Annotated in this window: 28 protein-coding genes; 19 read left to right on the top strand and 9 right to left on the bottom strand. The window is 67.4% G+C overall.

Features of this window, described 5'->3' with window-relative positions; genetic code table 11:
- Nucleotide 1 precedes the first annotated feature (1 nt).
- The 3 genes from G154_RS05565 to G154_RS05555 form a co-directional block, all read right to left on the bottom strand.
- Nucleotides 2–1,090 (bottom strand): galactitol-1-phosphate 5-dehydrogenase, encoded by a 1,089-nt coding sequence (locus G154_RS05565; protein WP_019513078.1) that lies wholly within the window; start codon nt 1,088–1,090, stop codon nt 2–4.
- Between the two features lie 44 nt (nt 1,091–1,134).
- Nucleotides 1,135–2,133 carry a substrate-binding domain-containing protein gene (locus tag G154_RS05560; protein ID WP_019513077.1) on the bottom strand — a complete coding sequence of 333 codons (999 nt, stop codon included), beginning with the start codon at nt 2,131–2,133 and terminating at the stop codon, nt 1,135–1,137.
- Between the two features lie 138 nt (nt 2,134–2,271).
- Entirely contained in the window at nt 2,272–3,027 is a 756-nt protein-coding gene (locus G154_RS05555; protein WP_019513076.1) for an enoyl-CoA hydratase, read from the bottom strand.
- A 55-nt stretch (nt 3,028–3,082) separates the two neighbouring features.
- On the opposite strand from G154_RS05555, the gene G154_RS05550 reads away from it, so the two are divergent.
- Together G154_RS05550 and G154_RS05545 are read left to right on the top strand one after the other, a co-directional pair.
- A complete protein-coding gene (locus G154_RS05550; RefSeq protein WP_019513075.1) occupies nt 3,083–3,346 on the top strand; it encodes a DUF2277 domain-containing protein in 264 nt (87 codons plus the stop codon).
- A complete protein-coding gene (locus tag G154_RS05545; protein WP_019513074.1) occupies nt 3,343–3,891 on the top strand; it encodes a DUF1802 family protein in 549 nt (182 codons plus the stop codon). The genes G154_RS05550 and G154_RS05545 overlap by 4 nt, the downstream gene beginning before the upstream one ends.
- Here the strand turns inward: G154_RS05545 and G154_RS05540 are convergent.
- Both G154_RS05540 and G154_RS05535 read right to left on the bottom strand, forming a co-directional pair.
- On the bottom strand, nt 3,880–5,526 hold the full coding sequence (locus G154_RS05540; RefSeq protein WP_023985618.1) for a CocE/NonD family hydrolase: 1,647 nt from the start codon (nt 5,524–5,526) through the stop codon (nt 3,880–3,882). The two genes, G154_RS05545 and G154_RS05540, sit on opposite strands and share 12 nt — an antisense overlap.
- 32 nt (nt 5,527–5,558) lie before the next feature.
- Nucleotides 5,559–6,131 (bottom strand): DUF3558 domain-containing protein, encoded by a 573-nt coding sequence (locus tag G154_RS05535; protein WP_019513072.1) that lies wholly within the window; start codon nt 6,129–6,131, stop codon nt 5,559–5,561.
- Nucleotides 6,132–6,265: 134 nt separating this feature from the next.
- Between G154_RS05535 and G154_RS05530 the strand changes: the two genes are divergently transcribed.
- From G154_RS05530 to G154_RS05515, 4 genes are all read left to right on the top strand, one after another.
- Complete coding sequence (locus tag G154_RS05530) at nt 6,266–7,240, top strand: metallophosphoesterase (protein WP_023985619.1); 975 nt, start codon at nt 6,266–6,268, stop codon at nt 7,238–7,240.
- A complete protein-coding gene (locus tag G154_RS05525; protein WP_019513070.1) occupies nt 7,241–7,897 on the top strand; it encodes a 4'-phosphopantetheinyl transferase in 657 nt (218 codons plus the stop codon).
- Nucleotides 7,894–8,790 carry a tRNA pseudouridine(55) synthase TruB gene (gene truB / locus G154_RS05520; RefSeq protein ID WP_019513069.1) on the top strand — a complete coding sequence of 299 codons (897 nt, stop codon included), beginning with the start codon at nt 7,894–7,896 and terminating at the stop codon, nt 8,788–8,790. The genes G154_RS05525 and truB overlap by 4 nt, the downstream gene beginning before the upstream one ends.
- A gap of 177 nt (nt 8,791–8,967) precedes the next feature.
- Nucleotides 8,968–9,582, top strand: a complete 615-nt coding sequence (locus tag G154_RS05515) for an SRPBCC family protein (protein ID WP_019513068.1) — start codon at nt 8,968–8,970, stop codon at nt 9,580–9,582.
- On the opposite strand, the gene mntR is transcribed toward G154_RS05515, so the two are convergent.
- On the bottom strand, nt 9,579–10,277 hold the full coding sequence (gene mntR / locus G154_RS05510) for a manganese-binding transcriptional regulator MntR (protein WP_023985621.1): 699 nt from the start codon (nt 10,275–10,277) through the stop codon (nt 9,579–9,581). The genes G154_RS05515 and mntR overlap by 4 nt on opposite strands.
- Nucleotides 10,278–10,358: 81 nt before the next feature.
- Here mntR and G154_RS05505 point away from each other — a divergent pair, with 81 nt between their 5' ends.
- The 7 genes from G154_RS05505 (at nt 10,359) to bla (ending at nt 17,448) form a co-directional block, all read left to right on the top strand.
- Nucleotides 10,359–11,336 carry a bifunctional riboflavin kinase/FAD synthetase gene (locus G154_RS05505; RefSeq protein ID WP_023985622.1) on the top strand — a complete coding sequence of 326 codons (978 nt, stop codon included), beginning with the start codon at nt 10,359–10,361 and terminating at the stop codon, nt 11,334–11,336.
- A 97-nt stretch (nt 11,337–11,433) separates the two neighbouring features.
- The gene (gene rpsO, locus G154_RS05500; protein WP_019513065.1) at nt 11,434–11,703 is read left to right on the top strand and encodes a 30S ribosomal protein S15; all 270 of its coding nucleotides are present in this window, start codon (nt 11,434–11,436) and stop codon (nt 11,701–11,703) included.
- Nucleotides 11,704–11,747: 44 nt separating this feature from the next.
- Nucleotides 11,748–12,200 carry a hypothetical protein gene (locus G154_RS05495; protein WP_019513064.1) on the top strand — a complete coding sequence of 151 codons (453 nt, stop codon included), beginning with the start codon at nt 11,748–11,750 and terminating at the stop codon, nt 12,198–12,200.
- 265 nt (nt 12,201–12,465) lie between these two features.
- Nucleotides 12,466–14,721: a polyribonucleotide nucleotidyltransferase gene (locus tag G154_RS05490; protein ID WP_019513063.1), complete on the top strand. Its 2,256-nt coding sequence runs from the start codon at nt 12,466–12,468 to the stop codon at nt 14,719–14,721.
- Between the two features lie 53 nt (nt 14,722–14,774).
- A complete protein-coding gene (locus G154_RS25865) occupies nt 14,775–15,170 on the top strand; it encodes a glutamate synthase-related protein (RefSeq protein WP_081649940.1) in 396 nt (131 codons plus the stop codon).
- 80 nt (nt 15,171–15,250) lie between these two features.
- The gene (locus G154_RS05485; protein WP_031601446.1) at nt 15,251–16,537 is read left to right on the top strand and encodes a pitrilysin family protein; all 1,287 of its coding nucleotides are present in this window, start codon (nt 15,251–15,253) and stop codon (nt 16,535–16,537) included.
- A 14-nt stretch (nt 16,538–16,551) separates the two neighbouring features.
- Complete coding sequence (bla, locus tag G154_RS05480; protein ID WP_110807065.1) at nt 16,552–17,448, top strand: class A beta-lactamase; 897 nt, start codon at nt 16,552–16,554, stop codon at nt 17,446–17,448.
- Nucleotides 17,449–17,466: 18 nt separating this feature from the next.
- Here the strand turns inward: bla and ald are convergent, their stop codons facing one another.
- Nucleotides 17,467–18,594, bottom strand: a complete 1,128-nt coding sequence (gene ald, locus G154_RS05475; protein WP_019513060.1) for an alanine dehydrogenase — start codon at nt 18,592–18,594, stop codon at nt 17,467–17,469.
- A 92-nt stretch (nt 18,595–18,686) separates the two neighbouring features.
- Between ald and G154_RS05470 the strand changes: the two genes are divergently transcribed.
- Together G154_RS05470 and G154_RS05465 are read left to right on the top strand one after the other, a co-directional pair.
- Nucleotides 18,687–19,202: an Lrp/AsnC family transcriptional regulator gene (locus tag G154_RS05470; protein WP_023985625.1), complete on the top strand. Its 516-nt coding sequence runs from the start codon at nt 18,687–18,689 to the stop codon at nt 19,200–19,202.
- Entirely contained in the window at nt 19,199–20,038 is an 840-nt protein-coding gene (locus G154_RS05465; RefSeq protein WP_019513058.1) for a hypothetical protein, read from the top strand. The genes G154_RS05470 and G154_RS05465 overlap by 4 nt, the downstream gene beginning before the upstream one ends.
- A gap of 10 nt (nt 20,039–20,048) precedes the next feature.
- Here the strand turns inward: G154_RS05465 and G154_RS05460 are convergent, their stop codons facing one another.
- Entirely contained in the window at nt 20,049–20,960 is a 912-nt protein-coding gene (locus tag G154_RS05460; protein WP_019513057.1) for an NAD(P)-dependent oxidoreductase, read from the bottom strand.
- 9 nt (nt 20,961–20,969) lie between these two features.
- On the bottom strand, nt 20,970–21,728 hold the full coding sequence (locus tag G154_RS05455; protein WP_019513056.1) for an META domain-containing protein: 759 nt from the start codon (nt 21,726–21,728) through the stop codon (nt 20,970–20,972).
- A gap of 42 nt (nt 21,729–21,770) precedes the next feature.
- Between G154_RS05455 and dapB the strand changes: the two genes are divergently transcribed.
- The 4 genes from dapB (at nt 21,771) to G154_RS05435 (ending at nt 23,992) form a co-directional block, all read left to right on the top strand.
- Nucleotides 21,771–22,508 carry a 4-hydroxy-tetrahydrodipicolinate reductase gene (gene dapB / locus G154_RS05450; protein ID WP_023985626.1) on the top strand — a complete coding sequence of 246 codons (738 nt, stop codon included), beginning with the start codon at nt 21,771–21,773 and terminating at the stop codon, nt 22,506–22,508.
- Nucleotides 22,505–22,975 (top strand): hypothetical protein, encoded by a 471-nt coding sequence (locus tag G154_RS05445; RefSeq protein WP_019513054.1) that lies wholly within the window; start codon nt 22,505–22,507, stop codon nt 22,973–22,975. Before dapB ends, G154_RS05445 begins: the two co-directional genes overlap by 4 nt.
- A 44-nt stretch (nt 22,976–23,019) precedes the next feature.
- Nucleotides 23,020–23,427 (top strand): flavodoxin family protein, encoded by a 408-nt coding sequence (locus G154_RS05440; RefSeq protein ID WP_045546583.1) that lies wholly within the window; start codon nt 23,020–23,022, stop codon nt 23,425–23,427.
- A gap of 106 nt (nt 23,428–23,533) precedes the next feature.
- Nucleotides 23,534–23,992 (top strand): hypothetical protein, encoded by a 459-nt coding sequence (locus tag G154_RS05435; protein WP_019513052.1) that lies wholly within the window; start codon nt 23,534–23,536, stop codon nt 23,990–23,992.
- Nucleotide 23,993: the final 1 nt, after the last annotated feature.

Below are 23,993 nucleotides of genomic sequence, written 5' to 3'. Positions count from 1 at the left end.
ATCAGTCCTCGTTGGGCAGGAACAGAACCTTCGAGGAGAAGATCGAGCGCTCACCGAGTTGATGCATCGTCTGCGGAAGCGCCGACAGTGGCAGCTCGTGAGTGATCATGAACTCCCACTCGAGTTGGCCGGTCGACATCATCTTCGCCGATGTGCGCCATTCGTCGCCGGGGAACGGCGCGGAGAAGGAGTTCCACGACCCGTGCAGGGTGGCCTCCAGGCGCATGAACTGATTGAAGGTCTCCTTGGCCAGCGGTACCGGTGCGTGGGGGATGCCGATGAACACGGCGTGGCCGTGCGGACCGGTCAGATTGGCCGCCATGTCGGCGGTCGCCGGCACGCCCGCCGATTCCAGCACGATGTCGAACCCGCGCCCGCCGAGCGCTTTTGCCTCCTCGACACCCTGGACGGCGTGGTCGGCACCGGCCTGGCGGGCCATCGCCGCCTTCTCCTCGCTGAGGTCGACCGCAACGACCTCGGTGGCACCGTGCAGTCGTGCCCACTGGACTCCGAACAGGCCGATGGGGCCGGCACCGATCACCAGCACCCGGTGCCCGGCCCGCAGGCCGGTTTTCCACAGACCGTGCAGGGCGATGGCTGCCGGGTCCAGCATGGCGGCGGCCCGCGGGTCGATACCGGCGGGCAGCTTGAGCAGGTTGCCCACCGGAGATACCGCGTACTGCGCGTACGCACCATCGCAGCGACTGCCGAAGTAGTCGTAGTTCTCGCACAGTCCGAACGCGCCCTTGAGGCAGAAATCGCAGCTGCGGCACGGGATCAGCGGCGGCACCGACACCAGTTCACCCAGTTCGAACCCGGTCACGCCCTCACCGAGTTCGACCACCCAGCCGGAGAATTCGTGGCCGCAGATGATCGGCATGATGTAGCCGCCGTTGCGCAGCATCCGGGGGATGTCGGAACCGCAGACACCGCACGCGGCGATCTTCAGCAGTACCTGGCCGGGTCCTGGCCGGGGCGTCGTGACCTCCTCGACCCTGATATCGCCGGGGGCGTGCATGACGGCAGCCGTCATCGTCTGCGGGATGTTCTGCTCGGGCGTGAGGTCGCGCGCCGGTGCTTCGGTTGTCATGACTTCTCTCTCTTGATCGTTCGCGATTCGAAGGCGTGTCGGTGTCAGGCCGGCGGCTGCGGTGCCTTGGCGAAGGTGGTGTCACCGAGCAGCGATGCGGCGTTGGACTTGTCCACCAGACCCGTTCCGGCGTCGATGAACTCGTCGACCGTCTCGCCGCGGGCCACCTTCACGGCGGTCTGCACGGCCAGTGCGCCCTCGGCATTGGGGTCGTTGAGCGCGGTGGCGACGTATTCGTCGCCGTCGGCGATGGCCCGGACGGCCTCCATCAGGCCGTCGACGCCGAACACCTTGACGTCGGCACGGTTGTTCTCGGCGAGCACCTGCAGGGCGCCGAGGGCCATATCGTCGTTCTGCGCATAGACGGCTTTGAGGTCGGGGTGGGCTTGCAGCAGATCCTGCATGGCGGTGACGGCATTGGCGCGGATGTAGTCGCTGTAGGGGCCGGGGATCACGGTGATGTTGGGCTGCGCGGAGACGGCGGCGGCGAATCCTTCGTGCCGGTCGCGGGCCACCGCGCCGCCGGCATCGCCCTGGATTTCGATGATCTTGCCGCCGGCCGGGCCGAGTGCGGACACCGCGGCCTCGCCGACGATCTGGCCCATGGCCTTGTTGTCGCGGCCGACGAAGGCCGCCGCACCGGATTCCACGGGTCGGTCGACGGTGACGACCTTGATGCCTGCCGCGTCGGCGGCAGCCAGCGATGGTGCGATGCCCTTGGGGTCGACCGGGTTGATCACCAGCACGTTGATGCCACGGGTGATGAGGTCCTGCACGTCGTTGTTTTGCTTGGTCACGTCGCCGTTGGCGTCGGCGAAGTAGAACTCGTTGCCGTCGCCCTCGGCGGTTTGGCGGGCGGCGTCGGAGAGCGCCACATAGAACGGGCTCTGTTGGGTGGCCTGGCTGAAGCCGATGACAACGGTGCCGTCGGTGGTGGCGCTGTTGGTGGCGGATCCGTTCTCGCCGGGCATCGAGCACGCGGTGGTGCCGATCGCCAGTGCGGCCGAGATCGCGAATCCGGTGACGACCTTTGCGAACCTCATTGCAACTCCTTACGTGCGCTTCGGCGTCGAAGCGCGTGACGTCCATCACCGTAGGAATTACCGTGAGGTTACGTCAACGTATGCGCATATCTTTGCTCATATGAGCAAAGCGAGGTGGTGCAGGTCGCCGGTGTGCGGCTACACCTGGGTGCGTCCGCGCTCGATGACCGAACTACGACTGGCGGCGATGTCATCGCCGGTGGCGGTGGCCATCCACGCCCGCGCCGCCTCGGCCTCGATCCACAGCCCGGCCTGGGTCTGTTCGGCATCGATGCGGTGGTAGGACTCCAGCAGCGCGCGTACGGCCTTCTGGTTGTTGCCGACGATGGTCGCCGCGATCCGCCGGGCGGTGGGCAGCAACTCGTCGTGCGGCACCACCTCGGTGACCAGCCCGGCGCGCAGCGCATCCTGCGCCGAGAGGTAGTCACCGGTCAGGCTCATCCGCCGGGCCATGCCGACGCCGACCTTCTGCGGCAGCCGCACCGAAAGTCCCCAGGTCGGCAACAGGCCGACGCGGGCGTGGGTGTCGGCGAATTTGGCCCGCTCCGAGGCGATCAGCACATCGCAGTACAGCGCCATCTCCAGGCCGCCGGTGACTGCCGCGCCGTTGATCGCGCCGATCACGGGCTTGCGCATCGGCGGCCACTTCGGGGAGATATCCGGCAGTTCGGTGGTGTCGCCGAGTTCCTTGAGGTCCAGTCCCGCGCAGAACACCGGGTCGGCACCGGTCAGAATCACCACATCCACGTCATCATCGGCCTCGGCGTCCCGCAGGGCGGCGATGAACTCCCCGCGCAACCGCGCCGAGAGTGCATTGCGCGCCTGTGGGCGGTTGAAGGTCAGGGTGCGGACCCGGTCGGTGGTGTCGATCAGCAGGACTGGCGAGTCGGTCATTCGCCCACCGTATCGACCTCTGTCACGGCCACGCGGGCGGGCCTATCGTGGACTCATGTGCCGAAACATCACCGAGTTGCGCGGGCTGGAACCGGCGGCGACCCCCGAGGAGATCGAGGCCGCCGCGCGTCAGTACATCCGCAAGATCAGCGGGGTCACCCGCCCGACCGTGGCCAATGCCGATGCGTTCGAGGCGGCCGTCGCCGAGGTCACCGCCACCACCGAACGTCTGCTCGCGCAGTTGCCGCCACGACGGCAGCCGCCGAAAACCGTGCCGCCGCTGCGCCGCCCCGAGGTGCGGGCCCGGCTCGGTCTGTGAGTACACCGGCGCTCAAGGAGTGGGGCGCGGCGGTGCACGCCCTGCTCGACGGGCGGCAGACCGTGCTGCTGCGCAAGGGCGGCATCCACGAAAAGCGGTTCGAGGTCAGCTCCGAGGAATTCCTGTTGTTCCCCACGGTCGCGCACTCGCACGCCGAGCGGGTGCGTCCCGAACACCGCGACACGCTGTCCGGCTCGGCGGACAGCACCGATGATGCGGTGCTGCTGCGGGCCGGGGCGAAAGTGGTGGCCGCGGTCGAGGTCAACCGTCCTGACCGGATCGAGGACATCTTCGATCTGCACATCTGGACCGCGGAGTCCGTGCGTGCCGACCGGCTGGACTTCCGTCCGCGGCACCGACTGACGGTATTGGTGGTCCAGGCCCGTGCGCTCGTGGACCCCGTGCGCCTGGAGCGCACCCCGCAGTACCGGGGATGCGCCAGTTGGGTGACCCTGCCGGTCTCCGAAAGCCGTTACGCCGCACCGGTTCACGATCTCCGCACACTGGCAGCCATCGGCGCCCGCGTGCGCGACTCAGTGGGTTGACGGCGGCTGGCTGTCGGCGGGCAGGACCACCCGGGTCTCCTCGCCGAAGACCACGGTGTGTGTGGCCGGCCGCATCGCGGTACCCGACACCGCCGGATCACCGGTGCCCAGATTGCGGGCGTAGCGTGGATGCGACCCGCCGGCCACCAGCAGCCGGATCCGAGATCCCGCGGCGAACCGGTGCGCGACCGCGTCCAGGTCGATGCGGATCGGTTCTGATACGGAATCGCTTGTGTACCTCCGGAATCCGTCACTGACATTGCGGGACCGGCCCTTGGCGTCGACCTCGCTGATCCGCACGAACACATCGTGGTGTGGATTGTCGGCGCGGTGGGTGAGTTCGACGACGGGACTACCGACGACATAGAGGTCCGCCGGCAGCGGCTCGCCGGTGAACGCGAGCACATCGGCCCGATCTGCCAGCGCGGAGTCGTCTCGATAACCGCCGTCGGGGGACAGCAACCGGCCGCCGACGGTGGGGGTCGGGTCGGCAGGCTGATAGGTGAACATCAGGTGCCCGCCTGCCGGGGTGCCGGCCAGGGCGCCGTCGGCGCGCGGGTACAGCGTGTGGTGCGCTGTGGCCGGCGGCCAATCGTCCAGCTCGACCCACCCGTCGCCGGCGGCCTGATGTATGTGGATGCGCACCGGATGGCGCCGCGTCGACGGCGCGCCGCCCAGGTGCGTGCCCAGCCAGTCCAGCGTCTCGCGTAGGACGGTGGCACCGCCGCGGGTCATCACCTGGGTGTGGGTCCACGATCCGACGGTCAGGGCCGTCTCGACGCCTCGGTCGCGCAGCCGTCGATACTGGGCCAGCGTCTGGTCGAGGAACAGGTCCTGCCATCCGCCGAGCAACAGCACCGGCACCTCCGTGCGGTCCAGGGCCGCGCCGGCGGCCAGGCGTTGCCAATGCTCGGGATCGTCCTGCGGAGGCCGCAACCAGGATTCGTACCACGGCGCACCCTCGCCGAGCAGTGCGCGTCCGCCGGTGCCCAGCGGCAGATCCCGTGCCGCGGCCAGGACCCGCCGCCCCGCGGTCGCCTGGCGCGCCAGCGCCCGCGCCAGGCCTGGTTCCTCCTGATGGGAGACCATATCGCTCCAGCCGAGGAAGTCGTTGAGCGAGAACGCGCCGGTGCCCCAGGATGATTCGGCGAAATCGTGCGGACCGACGGTGATGATCGCCGCGGCCAGGTCAGCGGGCGGCTCGACCAGCAGCGCCCACTGGGTGAAGCCCAGGTAGGACAGCCCGACGGTGGCGAAGGTGCCGGTGAACCAGGGCTGGTCCCGCAGCCAGGCCACCGTGTCGGCACCGTCGGCGACCTCGTTGGCCATCGGCGTGAACTCGCCGCCGGAACCGAACGTGCCCCGCACGCTCTGGAAGACGACGTGATACCCGCGGCTGGCGTAGACGCTGCCGAACGACAAGGTGAACGGGAAACGCCTGCCATACGGCGCCCGGACCAGCAGGGTGCCCGCCGGGGTCGTCGTCAGCGGTTCGTAGTGGTCGGCCAGGAGTTCCACGCCATCGCGCATCGGCACCCGGAGGCGCTTGTGCACGACGAAGTCGGTGCTGGGCGAAGGGACATTCACTACCCGGCTCAAGGCCTGCCGGGCGTGACGGGACAGTCGTGAGCTCACCTAACGAACACTACGTGGGCTCAGAAGCGGCGTCAGAACTTGTAGTACGGCACCAGTTCGTTGGCGCGCTGCAAATTGACCTGCAGACAGTCCGGCCGATCCGGGGAATGGATGGGGGAGTAGAACACCGACTGCTGCAGCACGCCGTAGCTGGTCTTGAAGGCGATCATGCAGGTCACCCACCATCGATCGTTCCAGTCCGTCGGCTTCATGATCCAGAACTGGGCGGCCCGATGCCCGGCGATGTCGAGTTCGACCGCGTCGGGGGGCAGCGTCGCCTCGTAGGTGCGCCACACGAACGCCTCGATGGCCATCTGATAGTTGCCGGCGTCGTATTTGCAGCGCAGCCCGTCCTCGGGCGTCGGCGGCGTGAGGGCCAGGCCGATGCGCTGCACCACGTCGATAGGGATGTCCTCGCACGGGTCGAACGGCCGCGGGTCGGTCGTCTCGATGACCGGCCATTTGATCGTGGTCGACACGTTGGTCATGGGCAGGTCGTCGACGCTCACCGTGACCGGCGTGCCGGCCGGGTTGGTCTGCCACACGACGATCACCGCCGCGACGAGCGCACTCAACGCCGATAGCAGGCGCAGCTTGGCACCCATCGAACCCCCATACATCGTCATCCGACCCGAGGGTCCGCACGAACCCTGCCGGGAGTCTAAACGAGAACAGGTTCTAGTTGCCCGGGTTCGGGCATCTCGGGGGCGTCCGTGCCCGGCAAGTACGCTGGACCGCTGTGTCCTCGCCTGTTTCGAAGCCGTCCCGGGAACAACGACGACCGGTGTTGTGGGCGATCAGTGACCTGCATACCGGGCACACCGGCAACAAGCCGGTGACCGAGTCTCTGTATCCGTCCAGTCCCGATGACTGGCTGATCGTCGCCGGGGACGTCGGTGAACGCACCGACGAGATTCGCTGGGCGCTGGACCTGCTGCGTAAGCGGTTCGCCAAGGTCATCTGGGTGCCGGGTAACCACGAACTGTGGACCACCACCCGCGACCCCATGCAGATCTTCGGTCGCGCCCGCTACGACTACCTCGTCGACATGTGCGACCAGATGGGGATCGTCACGCCCGAGCATCCGTTCCCGGTGTGGAATGAGCAGGGCGGCCCGGCCACGATCGTGCCGATGTTCCTGCTCTACGACTATTCGTTCCTGCCCGAGGGCACTGGCACCAAGGCCGAGGGGCTCGCGCTGGCCAAGGAGCGCAATATCGTCGGCACCGACGAGTACCTGCTCTCGGCCGAGCCCTACGCCACGCGCGATGCGTGGTGCCGCGACCGGGTGGCCTACACCCGCAAGCGATTGGAGGAGCTCGACTGGATGACGCCGACCGTGCTGGTGAACCACTTCCCGATGGTGCGCGAGCCGTGCGATGCGCTGTTCTACCCCGAGTTCGCGCTGTGGTGTGGGACCACCGCAACCCGGGATTGGCACACCCGTTACAACGCCATCTGTTCGGTGTACGGCCATCTGCACATCCCGCGCACCACCTGGTATGACGACGTGCGATTCGAAGAGGTGTCGGTCGGATATCCCCGAGAATGGCGCCGCCGCAAGCCATATCGCTGGCTGCGTCAGATCCTGCCGGACCCCAAGTATCCGCCCGGCTACCTCAACGACTTCGGCGGCCATTTCGAGATCACCGACGAGATGCGGGAGAACGCACAGAAAATGCAGGACCGGATCGCCTCGCGCAGGAGCAAGTAGATGCTGCTGCCCGCCGTCGTCCCCGAGATGGTCTCGACCGCCGAGATGTACCACGATCCGCCGGATCTGACACCGCTGCCCGAGGAGGCGCCCCTGGTGGCGCGGTCGGTTGCCAAGCGGCGCAACGAATTCGTCACCGTGCGTCACTGTGCGCGGATCGCGCTCGGCGAGATCGGCGTGCCGCCGGTGCCGATCCTCAAGGGTGACAAGGGTGAACCGTGCTGGCCCGACGGGGTGGTCGGCAGCCTCACCCATTGCGATGGCTTCCGCGGCGCCGTGGTGGGCAGGCAGGGGCAGGTGCGGTCGGTCGGCATCGATGCCGAGCCGCATGGAGAGCTGCCCAAGGGCGTGCTCGACGCCATCAGTCTTCCGGTCGAGCGCCACCAGATCTCCGCGCTCCCCGCAGAGTTGCACTGGGATCGAATTTTGTTCTGCGCCAAGGAGGCCACCTATAAGGCGTGGTATCCGCTGACGCACCGATGGCTGGGATTCGAGGACGCCCACATCACCTTCACCGTCGACGGCACCGGCACGGCCGGCACGTTCCGGTCGACCATCCTGATCGACCCCGCCGCCGAGCACGGCCCGCCGCTGAGCGCGCTGGACGGTCGGTGGTCGGTGGCCGGTGGGATCGCGCTGACGGCGATCACGCTGTGAGCAAGCCCGTTCCGGCTCCGGGCCTGGTGATCGTCGACAAGCCCGCCGGAATGACCAGCCATGACGTCGTCGGGCGCTGCCGACGGCTGTTCGGCACCCGCAAGGTGGGCCACGCCGGCACGCTGGATCCGATGGCCACCGGGGTGCTGGTCATCGGTATCGAGCGCGCCACCAAACTGCTCGGGCTGATCACCGGCACGGACAAGTCCTACGTTGCCACCATCCGCCTCGGGCAGACCACCTCCACCGAGGACGCCGAGGGCGAGGTGCTGCAGACGGTGCCCGCCGAGCATGTCACCGACGCGCAGATCGAGGAGGCGCTCGCGCGGCTGCGGGGTGATATCGCGCAGGTGCCGTCGGCGGTCAGCGCGATCAAGATCGCCGGCGAGCGGTCCTACAAACTCGCTCGTGAGGGCCGCGCCGTCGAGCTGCCCGCCCGACCCGTGCGCATCTCCCGATTCGAGATGACCGCCGTGCGCAGGGGCGGCGGGTTGACCGACGTCGACGTCGAGGTCGATTGTTCCTCGGGCACCTACATCCGGGCGCTGGCGCGTGATGTGGGTGCGGGGCTGCAGGTGGGCGGGCATCTCACGGCGTTACGACGCACCGCGGTCGGGCGGTATGACCTGCAGCAGGCGCGGACGCTCGACGACCTCGCCGAGCAGGCCCGGCTGTCCTACAGCCTTGACCAGGCCTGCCTGCAGGGGTTCGCCCGGCGCGATCTCACCGAGAAGGAAGCGCTGGACACCGGCCACGGCCGCCCGCTGGACGTGGCGGGCATCGACGGGATCTATGCCGCCGTCGCGCCCGACGGCAGGGTGATCGCATTGCTGCAGGACGGACCGTCACGCACCACCCCGGTGGTGGTGCTGCGTCCGGCCACCTTGTCCTGAGCCTGTCGGCACCTCCCGGGCATCGGCGCTGCGCGCGAGTGGCACTGGTCACCCCGGGCAGCGGTGTGTGAAACGAGTGGGCCGTTTATCAGGTTTTCCCTAACCAGGGGCCGTTTTTATTAGCCAAATCCCAGGTTTCCTGTGAACTTTCTGCGTCGGCCGGGCGTTGAAGAAGGTATGAGCGAGCACGCACCGGTTTGCGACCATCCGCTGTTCACCTATCAGCCCGCGTGGGCCCACGGTGAGCGGGGAGCCCGCGTCGGCCATGTGACCCACACCGTCGATCTGCCGATCGCTCCGACGGCGCTGTGGTCGGTGTTGTCGGACCCGCGCACCTGGTCGGACTGGCTGACCGTTCATCAGCGCTGGATCGGCCAGCCGCGGACCGGCTTCGTCCCCGGCGCCCGGATGACCGCCGAGACGCTGATGCTCGGCGTGTCCGGGACCGTGGAGTGGACGGTCGAATCCGCGATCGCGCCGGGCACCCTGGTGCTCATCGGTGTCGGTGAGGCCGGCCTGCGCGCCCGGTTCACCGTCCTGGTCAACTCCGCCGAGGGCGGCTCACAACTCACCGTCACCAGCGAGGTCACCGGTGAACTGCTGACGGCTCCGCTGATCTCGGCCATCGAGCGCGACGGGGCCGAACAGCTCGAGATGAGCGTGCAGAAGCTGCTGGCGTGTGCCTGTGCGCAGGCGGCCCCCAAACCCCGGGCGTTGCGCCTGGTGCATTCGGCCACCGATGTCGTGCCGGTCGAGAGCAGTGCCGTCCCGCCGCTGCGGGCGGTGCGCTAGACCACCCAGATCGCTTCTGCTGCAGGGCTTCCCAGGTCGACGGTGACGGGCGTCCCGGTGTCGTTCGACGGTGCCTGCACGGCGACGGAGATCATCCCGGCGAAGTCTCGGCGCGCCACCACCTGCAGTCGGGAATCCAGCGTGATGCCCACACTGTCGAAATAGCGCAGCATCTCCGGATCGGCATCCGAGATCCGGGCCACGGTGCCGTCTTCGCCGTCCACGCATACCGACAGCTGCCTGGCCGGTGGTGTCGGGACCCGCCCGTCCGGTGCCGGTATCGGATCGCCGTGCGGGTCGCGGGTGGGGAAACCCAGTTTGGCGTCGATGCGGTCGAGCATGCGGTCCGATACCGCGTGCTCCAGGATCTCGGCCTCGTCGTGCACCTCGTCCCACCCGTAGCCCAGCTCGCGCACCAGGAAGGTCTCCATCAGCCGGTGCCTGCGGACCATCGCCAGTGCGGCCTTGCGGCCCGCGTCGGTCAGCGTCACCGCGCCGTACTTGGCGTGGTCGACCAGCCCTTGATCGGCCAGCTTGCGGATGGACTCCGACGCCGTGCTCGCCGACACCCCGATGCGTTCGGCCAGCAGTTTCGTGCTCACCTTGTCCGGTGACCATTCCTGGGCCGTCCAGATGACTTTGAGGTAATCCTGGGCAACCGTCGTCAGTTCCTGCGGGTCGCTGTTGGAGTCCACGGTCACTGAGTTTAGGCAATCGTTGCCTGCTGCGGGTATCCCAGGCGGACGGCGGTGACACCGCGCCGTAGGCTTGCGGCTGTGCAGCGGTGGCGGGGCCGGGAAGACATTCCCACGGACTGGGGCCGATGTGTCCTGACGATCGGCGTGTTCGACGGTGTTCACCGTGGCCATGCCGAGTTGATCAATCGTGCCGTCAAGTCGGGGCGGTCGCGCGGGGTTCCCACCGTGCTGATGACCTTCGACCCGCACCCCATGGAAGTCGTGTTTCCGGGCAGCCATCCGGCGCAGCTCACCACGCTGGCCCGCCGGGCCGAGCTCGTGGAGGAAACCGGTGTGGACGTCTTCCTGGTGATGCCGTTCACCGCGGATTTCATGAAGCTGACCCCCGAGCGCTACATCCACGAGCTCCTCGTCGAGAGCCTGCACGTGGTCGATGTCGTGGTGGGGGAGAACTTCACCTTCGGACGGAAGGCTGCAGGCAATGTGGACCTGCTGCGTAAGGCCGGCGAGCGTTTCGGATTCGCGGTCGAGGGGATGAGGCTGGTGTCCGAGGAATTCGCCCGCGACGAGTCGGTCACGTTCTCCTCGACCTATATCCGTTCCTGCGTGGACGCCGGCGACGTCGTTGCCGCAGCCGAGGCGCTGGGCCGTCCGCACCGCGTCGAGGGGGTCGTGGTCCGTGGTGACGGCCGCGGCCGGGGCCTGGGCTTCCCGACCGCCAATGTCGCACCACCCATGCATTCGGCCATCCCGGCCGACGGCGTCTACGCGGCCTGGTTCACGGTGTTGGGACACGGGCCGGTGGTCGGCACGGTGACCCCCGGCGAGCGCTATCAGGCGGCGGTGTCGGTGGGCACCAACCCGACCTTCTCCGGGCGCACCCGCACCGTGGAGGCCTTCGTCCTCGACGCCGAAGCGGATCTCTACGGCCAGCATGTGGCAGTCGATTTCATCGCCCGCATCCGCGGCCAGGAGAAGTTCGACTCGGTCGAGGATCTGGTGCTCCAGATGGGTGCCGATACCGAGCGGGCGCGCTCGATTCTCGCTGCAGGCTGAGGTCCTGTTAGTATTTCGTCCCGACCCAGCGTGTGCTGCAGTTCGCGGCGGCCGCGCCCCAGATGTTCCTCGCGGACCTTTTTGATGGAGTTTTTTCGTGGCGCTCACTACCGAACAGAAGAAAGAAATCCTCGGCCAGTACGGTCTGCATGACACCGATACCGGTTCGCCGGAGGCCCAGGTCGCGATGCTGACCAAGCGGATCCAGGATTTGACCGAACACCTCAAGCAGCACAAGCACGATCACCACTCGCGGCGGGGGCTGCTGCTGCTGGTCGGTCGTCGGCGTCGGTTGCTCAAGTACGTCGCACAGGTCGACGTCGAGCGCTACCGCTCGCTGATCGAGCGCCTCGGCCTGCGCCGCTGACGCTCCGGACCGCGGCCCTGGCCGCGATCTGCACCCTCGGGTGCGTGTTGGGGGGACTCACCGGCTGCTCGTCGGCGGCCGCGGCGGCTCTACAGGTCGGCGACTGTCTGAAGGTCGTCGGCACCCCCGATCGCCCGGACGCCGTCAAGGCGATCTGTGGCAGCACGGATTCCACATTCAAGGTGGTGGCCACCGCCGCGTCCAGTGACGGTTGTCCCACCGATGTGGATTCCTACTACTCCACGCACAGCACGTTCAGCGACACCACCAGCACCGTCTGCATGGATGTGGATTGGGTTGTCGGACAGTGCATGAGCGTCGATCCCGACAACGGCCGCGATCCCGTCCGCGTCGACTGCGCCGACACCACGCAGCCGAACCGGCAGCGCGCCACCGAGATCCTGCACGGCGTGGCCAACGTCGACCAGTGTCGCAGCGGCATGGGCTACGCCTATGACCAACGAGAGTTCACCGTGTGTGTCGATGACGTCACCTGAAGGCGGTCATCACCCGCCGGTGTAACATGAAGATGTTTTGGGCCACATGTGTTCATGAGCCGGCCCGAACAACAAGGTGCGGTTCGCGCAGTTCCGCGCGCACCGTCCCTGCGCGTCACAGCAGTGCCCGCCTGTTCGGGCGGTCTTCGGTAGTGGCTGCCGGGGTATTTCGAACCCCGGCCGCTTCGATCGACGGCCGTAGCCGATTTCAGGGGACCGCTGACGCGTGTACGCGCAAAACAGCTGAATACCCAGAAAGGCTGCAATGTCTGCAGTTGAAACCGACGAGGGTGTGTTCGAGTCCACCGCCGTCATCGACAACGGGAGCTTCGGCACCCGCACCATTCGCTTCGAGACCGGCCGCTTGGCCCGCCAGGCCGCCGGCTCCGTCGTCGCCTACCTCGATGAAGAGACGATGCTGCTGAGCGCCACCACCGCCAGCAAGTCGCCGAAGGATCATTTCGACTTCTTCCCGCTGACCATCGACGTCGAGGAGCGGATGTACGCCGCGGGCCGGATCCCCGGCTCGTTCTTCCGTCGTGAGGGACGTCCCTCCACCGACGCGATCCTGACCTGCCGTCTGATCGACCGGCCGCTGCGCCCGACCTTCGTCTCCGGTCTGCGCAACGAGATCCAGGTCGTGGTGACGGTGCTGAGCCTGGATCCCAAGGATCTGTACGACGTGCTGGCGATCAACGCCGCATCGGCATCCACCCAGATCTCCGGCCTGCCGTTCTCCGGCCCGGTCGGCGGCGTACGCGTCGCCCTGATCTCCACTCCTGAAAACAAGGCTGGCCAGTGGGTTGCGTTCCCGACCGTCGAGCAGCTCGAAGACGCCGTCTTCGACATGGTGGTTGCCGGGCGTAAGGCCGGTGACGACGTCGCCATCATGATGGTCGAGGCCGAGGCCACCGAGAAGGTCATCGAACTGATCGCCGGCGGCGCCGGTGCCCCCACCGAGGCCGTCGTGGCCGAGGGCCTGGAGGCCGCCAAGCCGTTCATCTCGGCGCTGTGCACCGCGCAGGAGGAACTGCACGCCGCCGCGGGTAAGGCGACCGTGGAGTACCCGCTGTTCCCGGATTACCAGGCAGATGTGTACGAGCAGGTCGCCGCGGTGGCCACCGAGGCGCTCTCGCAGGCGCTCACCATCGCGGGCAAGGCCGAGCGCGATGACCGCACCGACGAGATCAAGGGCGAGGTGCTCGAGCGCCTGGCCGGTCAGTTCGAGGGCCGCGAGAAGGAGATCGGCGCCGCCTACCGGTCGCTGACCAAGAAGCTTGTGCGGCAACGCATCCTGACCGACCACTTCCGCATCGACGGTCGTGGCGTCACCGATATCCGGGCACTGTCGGCCGAGGTCGCGGTCATCCCGCGGGCGCACGGCAGCGCGTTGTTCGAGCGTGGCGAGACCCAGATCATGGGTGTCACCACACTCGACATGGTCAAGATGGCCCAGCAGATCGACTCGCTCGGGCCCGAGACCTCCAAGCGTTATATGCATCACTACAACTTCCCGCCGTTCTCGACCGGCGAGACCGGCCGTGTGGGCTCGCCCAAGCGCCGTGAGATCGGCCACGGTGCGCTCGCCGAGCGTGCTCTGATGCCGGTGCTGCCGAGCGTCGAGGAGTTCCCGTACGCCATCCGCCAGGTGTCGGAGGCGTTGGGCTCCAACGGTTCCACCTCGATGGGCTCGGTGTGTGCCTCGACCCTGTCGCTGCTGAACGCCGGTGTGCCGCTCAAGGCGCCGGTCGCCGGTATCGCCATGGGTCTGGTCTCCGACGATGTCGATGGTGAGCGCAAGTTCGTCACCCTGACCGATATCCTCGGCGCCGAGGATGCGTTCGGCGACATGGACTTCAAGTGCGCGGGTACCAAGGACTTCGTCACGGCCCTGCAGTTGGACACCAAGCTCGACGGCATCCCGTCCAAGGTGTTGGCCGGTGCGCTGGCCCAGGCCAAGGACGCCCGGATCACCATCCTGGAGGTCATGGCCGAGGCCATCGACGAGCCCGACGAGATGAGCCCGTACGCGCCGCGCATCACCACCATCAAGGTCCCGGTGGACAAGATCGGTGAGGTCATCGGGCCCAAGGGCAAGATGATCAACTCGATCACCGAGGAGACCGGCGCGTCGATCTCCATCGAGGACGACGGCACCGTGTTCGTCGGTGCCAGCAATGGCGAGGCCGCGCAGGCCGCGATCGACAAGATCAATGCCATCGCCAATCCGCAGCTGCCCAAGGTGGGTGAGCGGTTCCTGGGAACGGTGGTCAAGACCACCGACTTCGGAGCGTTCGTCTCGCTGTTGCCGGGTCGTGACGGTCTGGTGCACATCAGCAAGCTGGGCCGCGGCAAGCGCATCGCCAAGGTTGAGGATGTCGCCAAGGTCGGTGACAAGATGCGTGTCGAGATCGCCGATATCGACAACCGCGGGAAGATCTCGCTGGTGCTGGTCGACGAGGAGAGCTCGACGAGCGCCCCGGAGACCGAGGCGGCCGAGCCCGCCGGCGCGGAAGCGTAGCTCGACAGCGTCATTTCGACGGACATGCCCCGGTGCCCACACGGCACCGGGGCATGTCCCGTTTCTGGCGAAAGAATGTGACCAGCAAGCGCTTTCCGTGTGCTGACGACGCGCCATCCCCACCTGCAGGGCGGTGGGTACCAGGAGGCCAGGCGGCGGAAAACGGTACCGGCGGCCATCTTTCGGGAAAGAAGGTGGTGGGTAAGATTGTCGAGGTGCACGGCCTTGCCCCCGGGACGGACGCCATTTCGCCCGCCCGATTCCCGGACTGGACGACCGTCGGCCAGTACGCCGACTTCGCCGCCGAGGTCCATCGCGCTGGCCGACTCGGCGCTGCAGGCGATCGGATGCGTCGGCATGCGGGCCTGCGGCACCAACAACTGTCGGGACATGGCCTACCTCAGCGGGGTGCCCTGCGCCGGAGTGATGCCGCTGTGAGCGACCGGTAGCCTGCCCCGGCTACAGGTGGGCCGCGTGTCGGTGCCCGACGGGCATACGGCAACATGGGTCGCCGCAGAGAGGAGCGCCGATGTCGACGGCAGTGCGCCGAACAGACCTACCCGGCGGTTTGCGGGTGGTCACCGAGCACCTCCCGTCGGTGCACTCGGCGTCGGTGGGTGTCTGGGTCGGGGTCGGTTCGCGCGACGAGGGCGCGACTGTCGCCGGTGCGGCACATTTCCTGGAGCATCTGCTGTTCAAGTCCACGCCCACCCGGTCGGCGGTGCAGATAGCTCAGGCCGTCGACGCGGTGGGCGGTGAACTCAATGCGTTCACCGCGCGCGAACACACCTGCTACTACGCCCACGTGCTCGATTCCGATGTGGAATTGGCGGTCGATCTGGTGGCCGATGTGGTCCTGCGGGGTCGCTGCGCCGCCGAGGACGTCGAGGTGGAACGCGATGTCGTGCTCGAGGAGATCGCGATGCGCGACGACGACCCCGAGGACACGCTGGGCGATGTGTTCCTGTCGGCCATGTTCGGTAATCACCCGGTCGGCAGGCCTGTGATCGGCACCGTCGATTCGATCTCGGCCATGACGCGCACACAGCTGCACTCGTTCCACATGCGGCGCTACACACCGGAACGGATGGTGCTGGCGGTGGCCGGCAACGTCGACCACGACCACATCGTCGGACTGGCCAAGGAGTACTTCGGTCCGCGACTGTCGCGCGATCGTGCTCCGGCCCCGCACCGCAAAGGCGCCGGACGGGTGCCGGGAACGCCGTCGCTGGAACTGGTGAGCCGCGATGCCGAGCAGAGTCACGTGTTGGCCGGCGTGCGCAGCCCGGGCCGCTACTGGGAACATCGCTGGGCACTCTCGGTGCTGAACACCGCGATCGGCGGCGGATTGAGCTCGCGACTCTTTCAGGAGATCAGGGAGCGGCGCGGGCTGGCATATTCGGTGTATTCGAGTGTGGACACGTTCTCCGACGCCGGCGCCTTCTCGGTGTACGCGGCCTGTTTGCCGGAACGGTTCGACGAGGTGGTGCGATTGGCCACCGACGTGCTCGCCGACGTGGCGCGTGATGGCATCACCTCCTCGGAGTGCGCGATCGCCAAGGGCTCGTTGCGCGGCGGGCTCGTGCTGGGCCTGGAGGACTCGAGTTCCCGGATGCACCGGATCGGGCGCAGTGAACTGAACTTCGGGGCGCACCGCAGCATCGCCCAAACCCTCGAGCAGATCGACGCTGTCACCCTCGAGGAGGTCAACGCCGTCGCGCGTCGATTGCTGTCGAAACCTCTCGGTGCGGCGGTGCTCGGTCCGTACAAATCCAAAAGGTCCTTACCGCAGCGCCTTCGAGATATCGCGGGGTAGTGGGTTACAGTCGGGTGATGCGCCTGTCACGACGCGAGCTGTTGATCGGCGGTCTGACGCTGGTGGCGGTGGGGTCGGTTGCCGGTTGCGCGGACGATACCGCGCTGGCTGCCCCGGCGACCGCACTGCCCGAGCGGATCCGCGATCTAGAGGCTCGGCACAATGCCTTCATCGGGGTGTTCGGGATGAACCTGGACTCCGGGATGTCCGTTCGGTACCGCGACGGGGAATCGTTCGCGATGTGCTCCACATTCAAGGCCTATGCGGCGGCTGCGGTGTTGCGAAGGGTGGCCGACGGCGAATTGTCCTTGGAGAAGCCCGTTTTCGTCGATCCAGCGGGGATCCTCCCGAATTCTCCGGTGACCGAGGAACGTGCAGGCGGCCAGATGACGCTCGCCGAACTGTGCCAGGCCGCGCTGCAACGCAGCGACAACCTGGCTGCCAACCTTTTGCTCGCCACACTCGGCGGCCCACGCGCTATCACCGATTTCGCGCGCAGCATCGGCGACGACACGACTCGGTTGGACCGCTGGGAGACCGATCTGAACTCGGCGATCCCCGGCGATCCTCGTGATACCAGTACCCCCGAGGCGCTGGGTACGGGGTACCGGAACCTGTTGGCGGGTGACGCTTTACCGCCCGTGCAACGCGATCTCCTCGATGGATGGATGCGCGCCAACCAGACCTCGAGCATGCGCGCGGGTCTGCCGCCGGACTGGACGACGGCGGACAAGACCGGCAGTGGCGATTACGCCACGACCAATGACGTGGGTATCGCCTACGGGCCCGGTGGTACGCGCGTGCTGCTGTCGATCATGACCCGCACCCAATCCGCCGATCCCGATGCCGAGGGGCTGCGGCCGGTGATCGGTGAGGTCGCCGCGCTGGTGCTACCGGACCTGCTCGCCTGACCCGCAGCCGTCCTCGGTTCAGGCGAGCACTGCCGTGGGGTCGGTGAACGGCAGGTCGAGATCGCTGGCCACCTGCTCGGAGAGCAGCGCGCCCTCATGGGTGGACAGGCCCTTCGCCAGTGACGGGTCGGCGCGGCAGGCCTCGCGCCAGCCCTTGTCGGCCAGCTTGAGCACGTAGGGCATGGTGGCGTTGGTCAGCGCATACGTCGATGTCCGTGGCACGGCGCCGGGCATGTTGGCCACGCAGTAGAACACGGTGTCGTGGACGGCGAAGGTCGGGTCGTCGTGGGTGGTGGGGCGCGAATCCTCGAAACAACCACCCTGGTCGATGGCGATATCGACCAGCACCGCGCCGGTCTTCATCTGCGCGACCGTCGAATTGGTGACCAGTTTCGGCGCCTTGGCGCCGGGCACCAGCACGGCACCGATGACCAGGTCTGCCTGCTTGACCGCGTCTTCGAGATCCAGGCTGGACGAGTAGCGGGTCTCGATCGCCCCGCCGTACTCGGCGTCGATCTTGCGCAGGGTGTTGATGTTGAGATCGAACACGGTGACGTGGGCACCCATGCCCCATGCCACCGCGGCCGCATTGTCGCCGGCCATGCCGCCACCGATGACGACGACCCGAGCGGGGGCGACGCCGGGCACCCCGCCCATCAGCACGCCGCGGCCACCCTGGGTGCGCATCAGGTGGTACGCGCCGACCTGTGCGGCCAGGCGTCCGGCAACCTCACTCATGGGGGCGAGCAGGGGGAGAGCCACCGATCCGTCCGATCCGGTTGTCTGCACGGTCTCGTACGCGATCGCGGTGGTGCCGGAGGCCATCAGCGCGTCCGTGCACGGCCTGGACGCAGCCAGGTGCAGGTAGGTGAACAGCGTTTGACCCTGTCGTAGCCGTGCGTACTCGGCTTCGATCGGTTCTTTGACCTTGAGGAGCAGATCTGCTTCGGCCCACACCTTTTCGGCGCTCTCGACGATCTCGGCACCAGCGGCCTTGAAGTCGTTGTCGGTGATGGCCGAGCCCGCGCCCGCGCCGGCCTGGATGATGACGTCGTGACCGCGCTTGGTCAGCTCGGCCACCCCGGCGGGCGTGATCGCGACGCGGTATTCGTTGTTCTTGATCTCGGTCGGGATGCCGACGAGCATGCTCGCTCCTAAAGTCTGGGATGTACCAGCAAGTGTGAATATGCATCGACAGACGCACAATCTTTATGTCGATAATTCGCTAAGATCGCTACATGGCAGAACGATCATCAACCCGTGGTCCGCGGTTGGCGCCTGGGCCGAAAGATGTTCGACCCTCCGATCTCGACGATATCGACCGGCGAATGTTGCTCGCCCTGCACGCGGATGCGCGGATGTCCAACAGCGCGTTGGCCGAGGCGGTGGGGATCGCGCCGTCGACATGTCACGGTCGGCTTCGTCGCCTTCAGGACATCGGGGTGATCCGGGGGTTCTACACCGATATCAACCCGGCGGCGGTCGGGCTGACGCTCCAGGCGATGATCTCGGTGAGCCTGCAATCCAATGCGCGCGGGCGCATTCGGGATTTCATCGCCCAGATCCGACAACGCCCGCAGGTGATGGACGTCTACTTCCTGGGAGGCGGTGACGATTTCATCCTGCATGTCGCCGCGCGCGATACAGAGGACCTGCGTGCGTTCGTGGTGGAGAACCTCAATGCCGACGGCGATGTGGCCGCCACCCAGACGTCCCTGATCTTCGAGCACCTACGGGGAGCGTCGCCCTTGTGACCGTCGATGACGACCTGGCCACGCTGTACGGGGTGCCGCCGCCGGAATTCACCGCGCTGCGAAGCCGATTGGCAACGCAGGCGAGGGAACGCGGCGATACCGAGGCGGCCCGCGCGATCGGTGCGGCCCGCCGGCCCACCCAGGCCGCCTGGGTGGTCAACGCGTTGATGCGTGCGGATCCCACGGCCGCGGACCGGCTGGCCGAACTACGTGCGCAGCTGCAGGCTGCGCACGCCGCCATGGACGGTGCGCGTATCCGCGAGTTGACCACCGCGCAACGCCGAGTGGTCGCAGACCTCACCAGGGCCGGCCTCGCGGCAGCGCGGGTGGACTCGCCGACGCCCGCTCTGCGTGCCGATATCACCAACACGCTGCAGGCGGCGATCGCCGATCCGGGCGTACACGCCAGGCTCGGCCGGCTGGAAAAAGCCGAGGAGTGGTCGGGGTTCGGTGATTTCGGGGTATCGGTGGCCGTCGGGACCCGGCGGCCCGACTCGACTGCGCCGGCCCCGCCCGCCCGGCGCACTCCCGATACCGGTGAGCGTCGGCGTCTCCTGTCCGAGCAGCGTGCCGCGGCCGCAGCGGCACTCGCGCGGTCGCAGAAGGCCGATGCGGTCGCCGCCGGCGCGGTCGCGGAACGGCAGGCCGCACTCGTCGCCGCGCGGCACCGCCTTGAGCAGGCTCGTGAGTCGCTGGCGGCCGCCGAACACGATGTCGATATCGCCGATGCCGACCTTGCGGACGCCCGGCGCGCACACGATGTCTCGAAATCCGATCTGGAGCGCGATACCGCGGCGCTGGCCGCCGCCGATGCCGCGCTCGATGCCCTGACCTGACCGCGGCCCGCTACACCGCGCTGGGCGCGACCAGTTCCGGGTGAAACGTACTCACCATCCGGCGGATTCCGTCGCGCCAATCCACCGATGTCCCACCCACGATCTCATGCATCTTGGTGGTATCGGTCGGGCCGGTGGGAAGGGCCTGATCGCTGACCTCGAAAACCGGCTCCCGACCGATGAGTTCCCCGATGTAGGTGCACCATTCCTGCAACCCGACCGTTTGGTCACCGCACCAGTTCACCGTGGTCGCCGGGACTGTCGCGGCCTTCAGCATCCGGGGCAGCATGGCGATGATGTCGTCCTGGTGGATTGGGTTGTAGCGAGCCGGCCCTCCCGGGGGCACCGGTAGCGGAATGCCCGCCAGCATCATCTCCATCTGATAGAACGGCCAGCCGCCGTTGTCGCCGTAGGGGACGTTGAGCCGCGTGATCACCGTTGGCAGCCCCAATGCGCGCGCCATCGTCCGCGCCACCACCTCGCCGGCGATCTTGGAGATCGAGTAGGTCGGGAAGAGGGGCTTGTGGTTGTCGCCCAATGCCGCTGACTCGGTGCGGGGTTCCTCGCCGGGCGGGTCGTACACGGCCGCCGACGAGCAGTGCAGAAATGCCGTGGCGTCGGCGCAGTGCGCCATCAGCAGACCCACCGACTCCGCATTCGCCGCCAGGTCCTTGTCCCAGCGGCCGCTCTTGGCGACGGCAAGATTCAGCACGTAATCGAAATCCGAGGGCAGGCGGGAGAAGTCGCCGGCGGCAAGGTTCACCTGTTCACAGTGAATTCCCGCCAACTCCAGGCGCTCCCGCGCGGCGGGATCGGTGAATCGGGCGATGCCCCAGACCTCGTTGTCGGCCGCCAACGACATCGCGATGGGGGCTGCTACCTGTCCGGTCGGGCCGGTGATGAGGATCTTGTGACCACGCATGGCCGGATGCTACTCGGCGCGCAGTGCCAATCCATTGCCTTCGGCGTTGGTCAGCGTCAACCGATCGGCCTCGACGATCGCCGTCACCTCACCGGTGAGCACATCCAGGACCGATCGCTCGATCTGGCCGACCTCGCCGGGGCAGGCCGGACCACTGGTGTTGATCGGCCCGAAGGTGATGACGCCGGCCACGGCCGTGGCGCGACCATAGAAGGTGTTACACCCTGTCCAACCGACCACGGTGTCGTCATCACGGACGGTCAACCCGGGTTTGGCCTGTTCCAGGGCCACCGATGTCATCGCCGCGTCGCCCGAGATCAGGGTGTCCACCCGCCAACTGGTGCCGACGACCGGCCGGTCGGGATCGAGGACGGACTTGTCACGCAGGGTCACCGTCGTGGCGGCGGTGGTCAGGGTGAGATCGTCATCGGTCAACGTCCACCCCGGCCGGGCCTGCAGCAGTCGCGTCATCCAGGCATCGGCTTCGGAGAAGGGTGGCGGGCAGGCCATCATGGTGGTCGCGAGTTCCCCGGTACTCAGGTGCCCGCCGGACAGGTCGGCGGTGGCCGATCCACGGTTGCATCCGGCGAAGGCCGAGATATGGCCGTCGCGGAACTCCAGCGTCAGCGGCCCGCCACCGGGGATCGGTTCGCCGACGACACCGACCGATACGAAGGTCCGGCCTTCCGGGGTGGGGTCTTGCGCATCGGCCACGCCGCCGCAGCCTGCGAGAGCCGCGACCGCCAGGGGGAGCCATGCGATGCGCATGTGCCCACGGTACCTACTGGCGCGCGCAGTAGGCTGCCCCTCATGCGAGTCGCAGTGTTGGGTGCCCACGGCAAGGTCGGCGCCACCATGGTCGAGGCCGTCCGGGATGCCGCCGATCTCGAGCTCTCCGCCGAGGTGGACGCCGGGGATCCGATGAGCCGGCTGACCGAGAGCGGTACCGAGGTCGTCATCGATTTCACCCATCCCGATGTGGTGATGGACAACCTGAAGTTCGTCATCGACAACGGTATTCACGCGGTGGTGGGTACCACCGGTTTCACCGAGGAGCGCATCGCCACCGTGCGCGGGTGGCTGGCCGACGCGCCCGGATCTGCCGTCCTGATCGCGCCGAACTTTGCCATCGGCGCCGTGCTGAGCATGCACTTCGCCAAGCTGGCGGCGCGCCACTTCGAGTCGGTCGAAGTCATCGAACTGCATCACCCGCACAAGGCGGATGCGCCCTCGGGTACCGCCACCCGCACCGCAGCGCTGATCGCCGAGGCGCGAAAGGGGCTGCCGCCCAGCCCCGACGCCACCAGTACCGGGTTGGAGGGTGCGCGCGGCGCCGATGTCGACGGGGTCCGGGTGCATTCGGTCCGGCTGGCCGGGTTGATCGCCCACCAAGAGGTGCTGTTGGGTACGCAGGGGGAGACCTTGACCATTCGTCACGACAGCCTCGACCGCACCTCCTTCGTGCCCGGCGTCCTGCTCGGCGTGCGACAGATCGCCGGACGTCCTGGCCTGACTGTCGGGATTGAGCCTCTGCTCGACCTGTCATGAACAACGACGGTGGGCGTGCCCTGCGAATCCAGGTATTGATCGGATTCATGTGCATTGCGCTGCTGGTCTACTTCGTCATGTTGGGCCGAACGGCGTTGGCGCTCATCGCTTCCGGTGAGCCGGCGCCCATCGGGCTTGGCGCGGCGCTGCTGGTGTTACCGCTGATCGGGTTGTGGGCCATGGTGGCCACGCTGCGCGCCGGGTTGGCCCATCAGCGTTTGGTCCGGCTGGCCCGCGAGTCCGGAATGGATCTCGACGTGAGTGATCTTCCGCGCCGAGCCTCGGGTCGCATCGAACGTGACGCCGCCGACGCGTTGTTCGAGCGGACCCGCGCGGAGCTGGAAGCCGACCGTGACAACTGGGTTCGTTGGTATCGGCTGGCTCGCGCTTACGATTTTGCCGGGGACCGAGGCCGGGCCAGGGAGACCATGCGCACCGCTGTCGAGATGGAGCGCGACGCGCGGTGAGACTGCTGATCGTGCACCACACCCCGAGCCCGCACTGTCAGGCCATGTTCGAGGCGGTGCTGGCCGGCGCCACCGATCCCGAGATCGAGGGTGTCGAGGTGGTACGGCGGCCGGCCCTGACGGTGTCGGCGGCAGAGATGCTCACCGCGGACGGCTATCTGCTGGGTTCGCCGGTGAACCTTGGTTACATCTCCGGCGCGCTCAAACACGCTTTCGACCAGAGCTATTACCAGCTGCTCGACAGCACCCGCGGACGCCCGTTCGGACTGTTCCTGCACGGCAACGAGGGCACCGAGGGTGCGGTGCGCGCGGTCGACGGCATCACATCCGGCCTGGGCTGGCAGAAGGCAGCCGAACATGTGGTGGTCTCCGGCGCACCCGGTAAGGCCGATCTGCAGGCCTGCTGGAACCTCGGCGCGGCGATTGCGGCCGGCCTGATGGACGCGCCCTGAAACGGGCCACCGGCCTGCCACCGTCGTGACTTTGTTCCCAAGCCGCGGACCTCCGACCGGCGGGATGGCACACTGACCGCGACGTCGAGTCAACAACGGAGGGGCTATGCCGGGAATCGCCGAGATCGCGTTGGGCGCCGCACCGATCGCCGGTGGCGCACTGCTGGGCCTGGCCGCCGGAGCCTTCAAAGGTCCGGACATCCGCGGCAACATCAAGGCCGATATGGAACTGCTGGAGAAGATCCCCGAGGATCAGATCGAACGGCGCGCGGCGTTACAACGGTCCATCGACATCCGCATCGACGATATCGTCGGCGCCGTCGAGAAGCAGCGCGAGATCCGGCAACTGGCCGTCTCCTACGAGGGCAACTGGCGCGATATCGTGGTGTTCGTCTGCACCGTGCTGTTCGCCATCGTGTGGTGGAACGTCAGCCATGACCGCACCAACTGGCTGGTCATGTTCGTGCTGCTGATCGTCCTGTCGGTCGTCGCCGCGATCTACGCCTCACGCGGAATCCTTCGTGCGTTCGCGACGTACCTGCACGACCGTCGCACGACCCCGTAGC

This window comes from Mycobacterium sp. VKM Ac-1816D (genome assembly GCF_000416385.1).
Classification (GTDB): Bacteria; Actinomycetota; Actinomycetes; order Mycobacteriales; family Mycobacteriaceae; genus Mycobacterium; species Mycobacterium neoaurum_A.
Note: the sequence above shows the minus strand (reverse complement) of the source record. Positions and strands in the feature narration are given on the sequence as shown.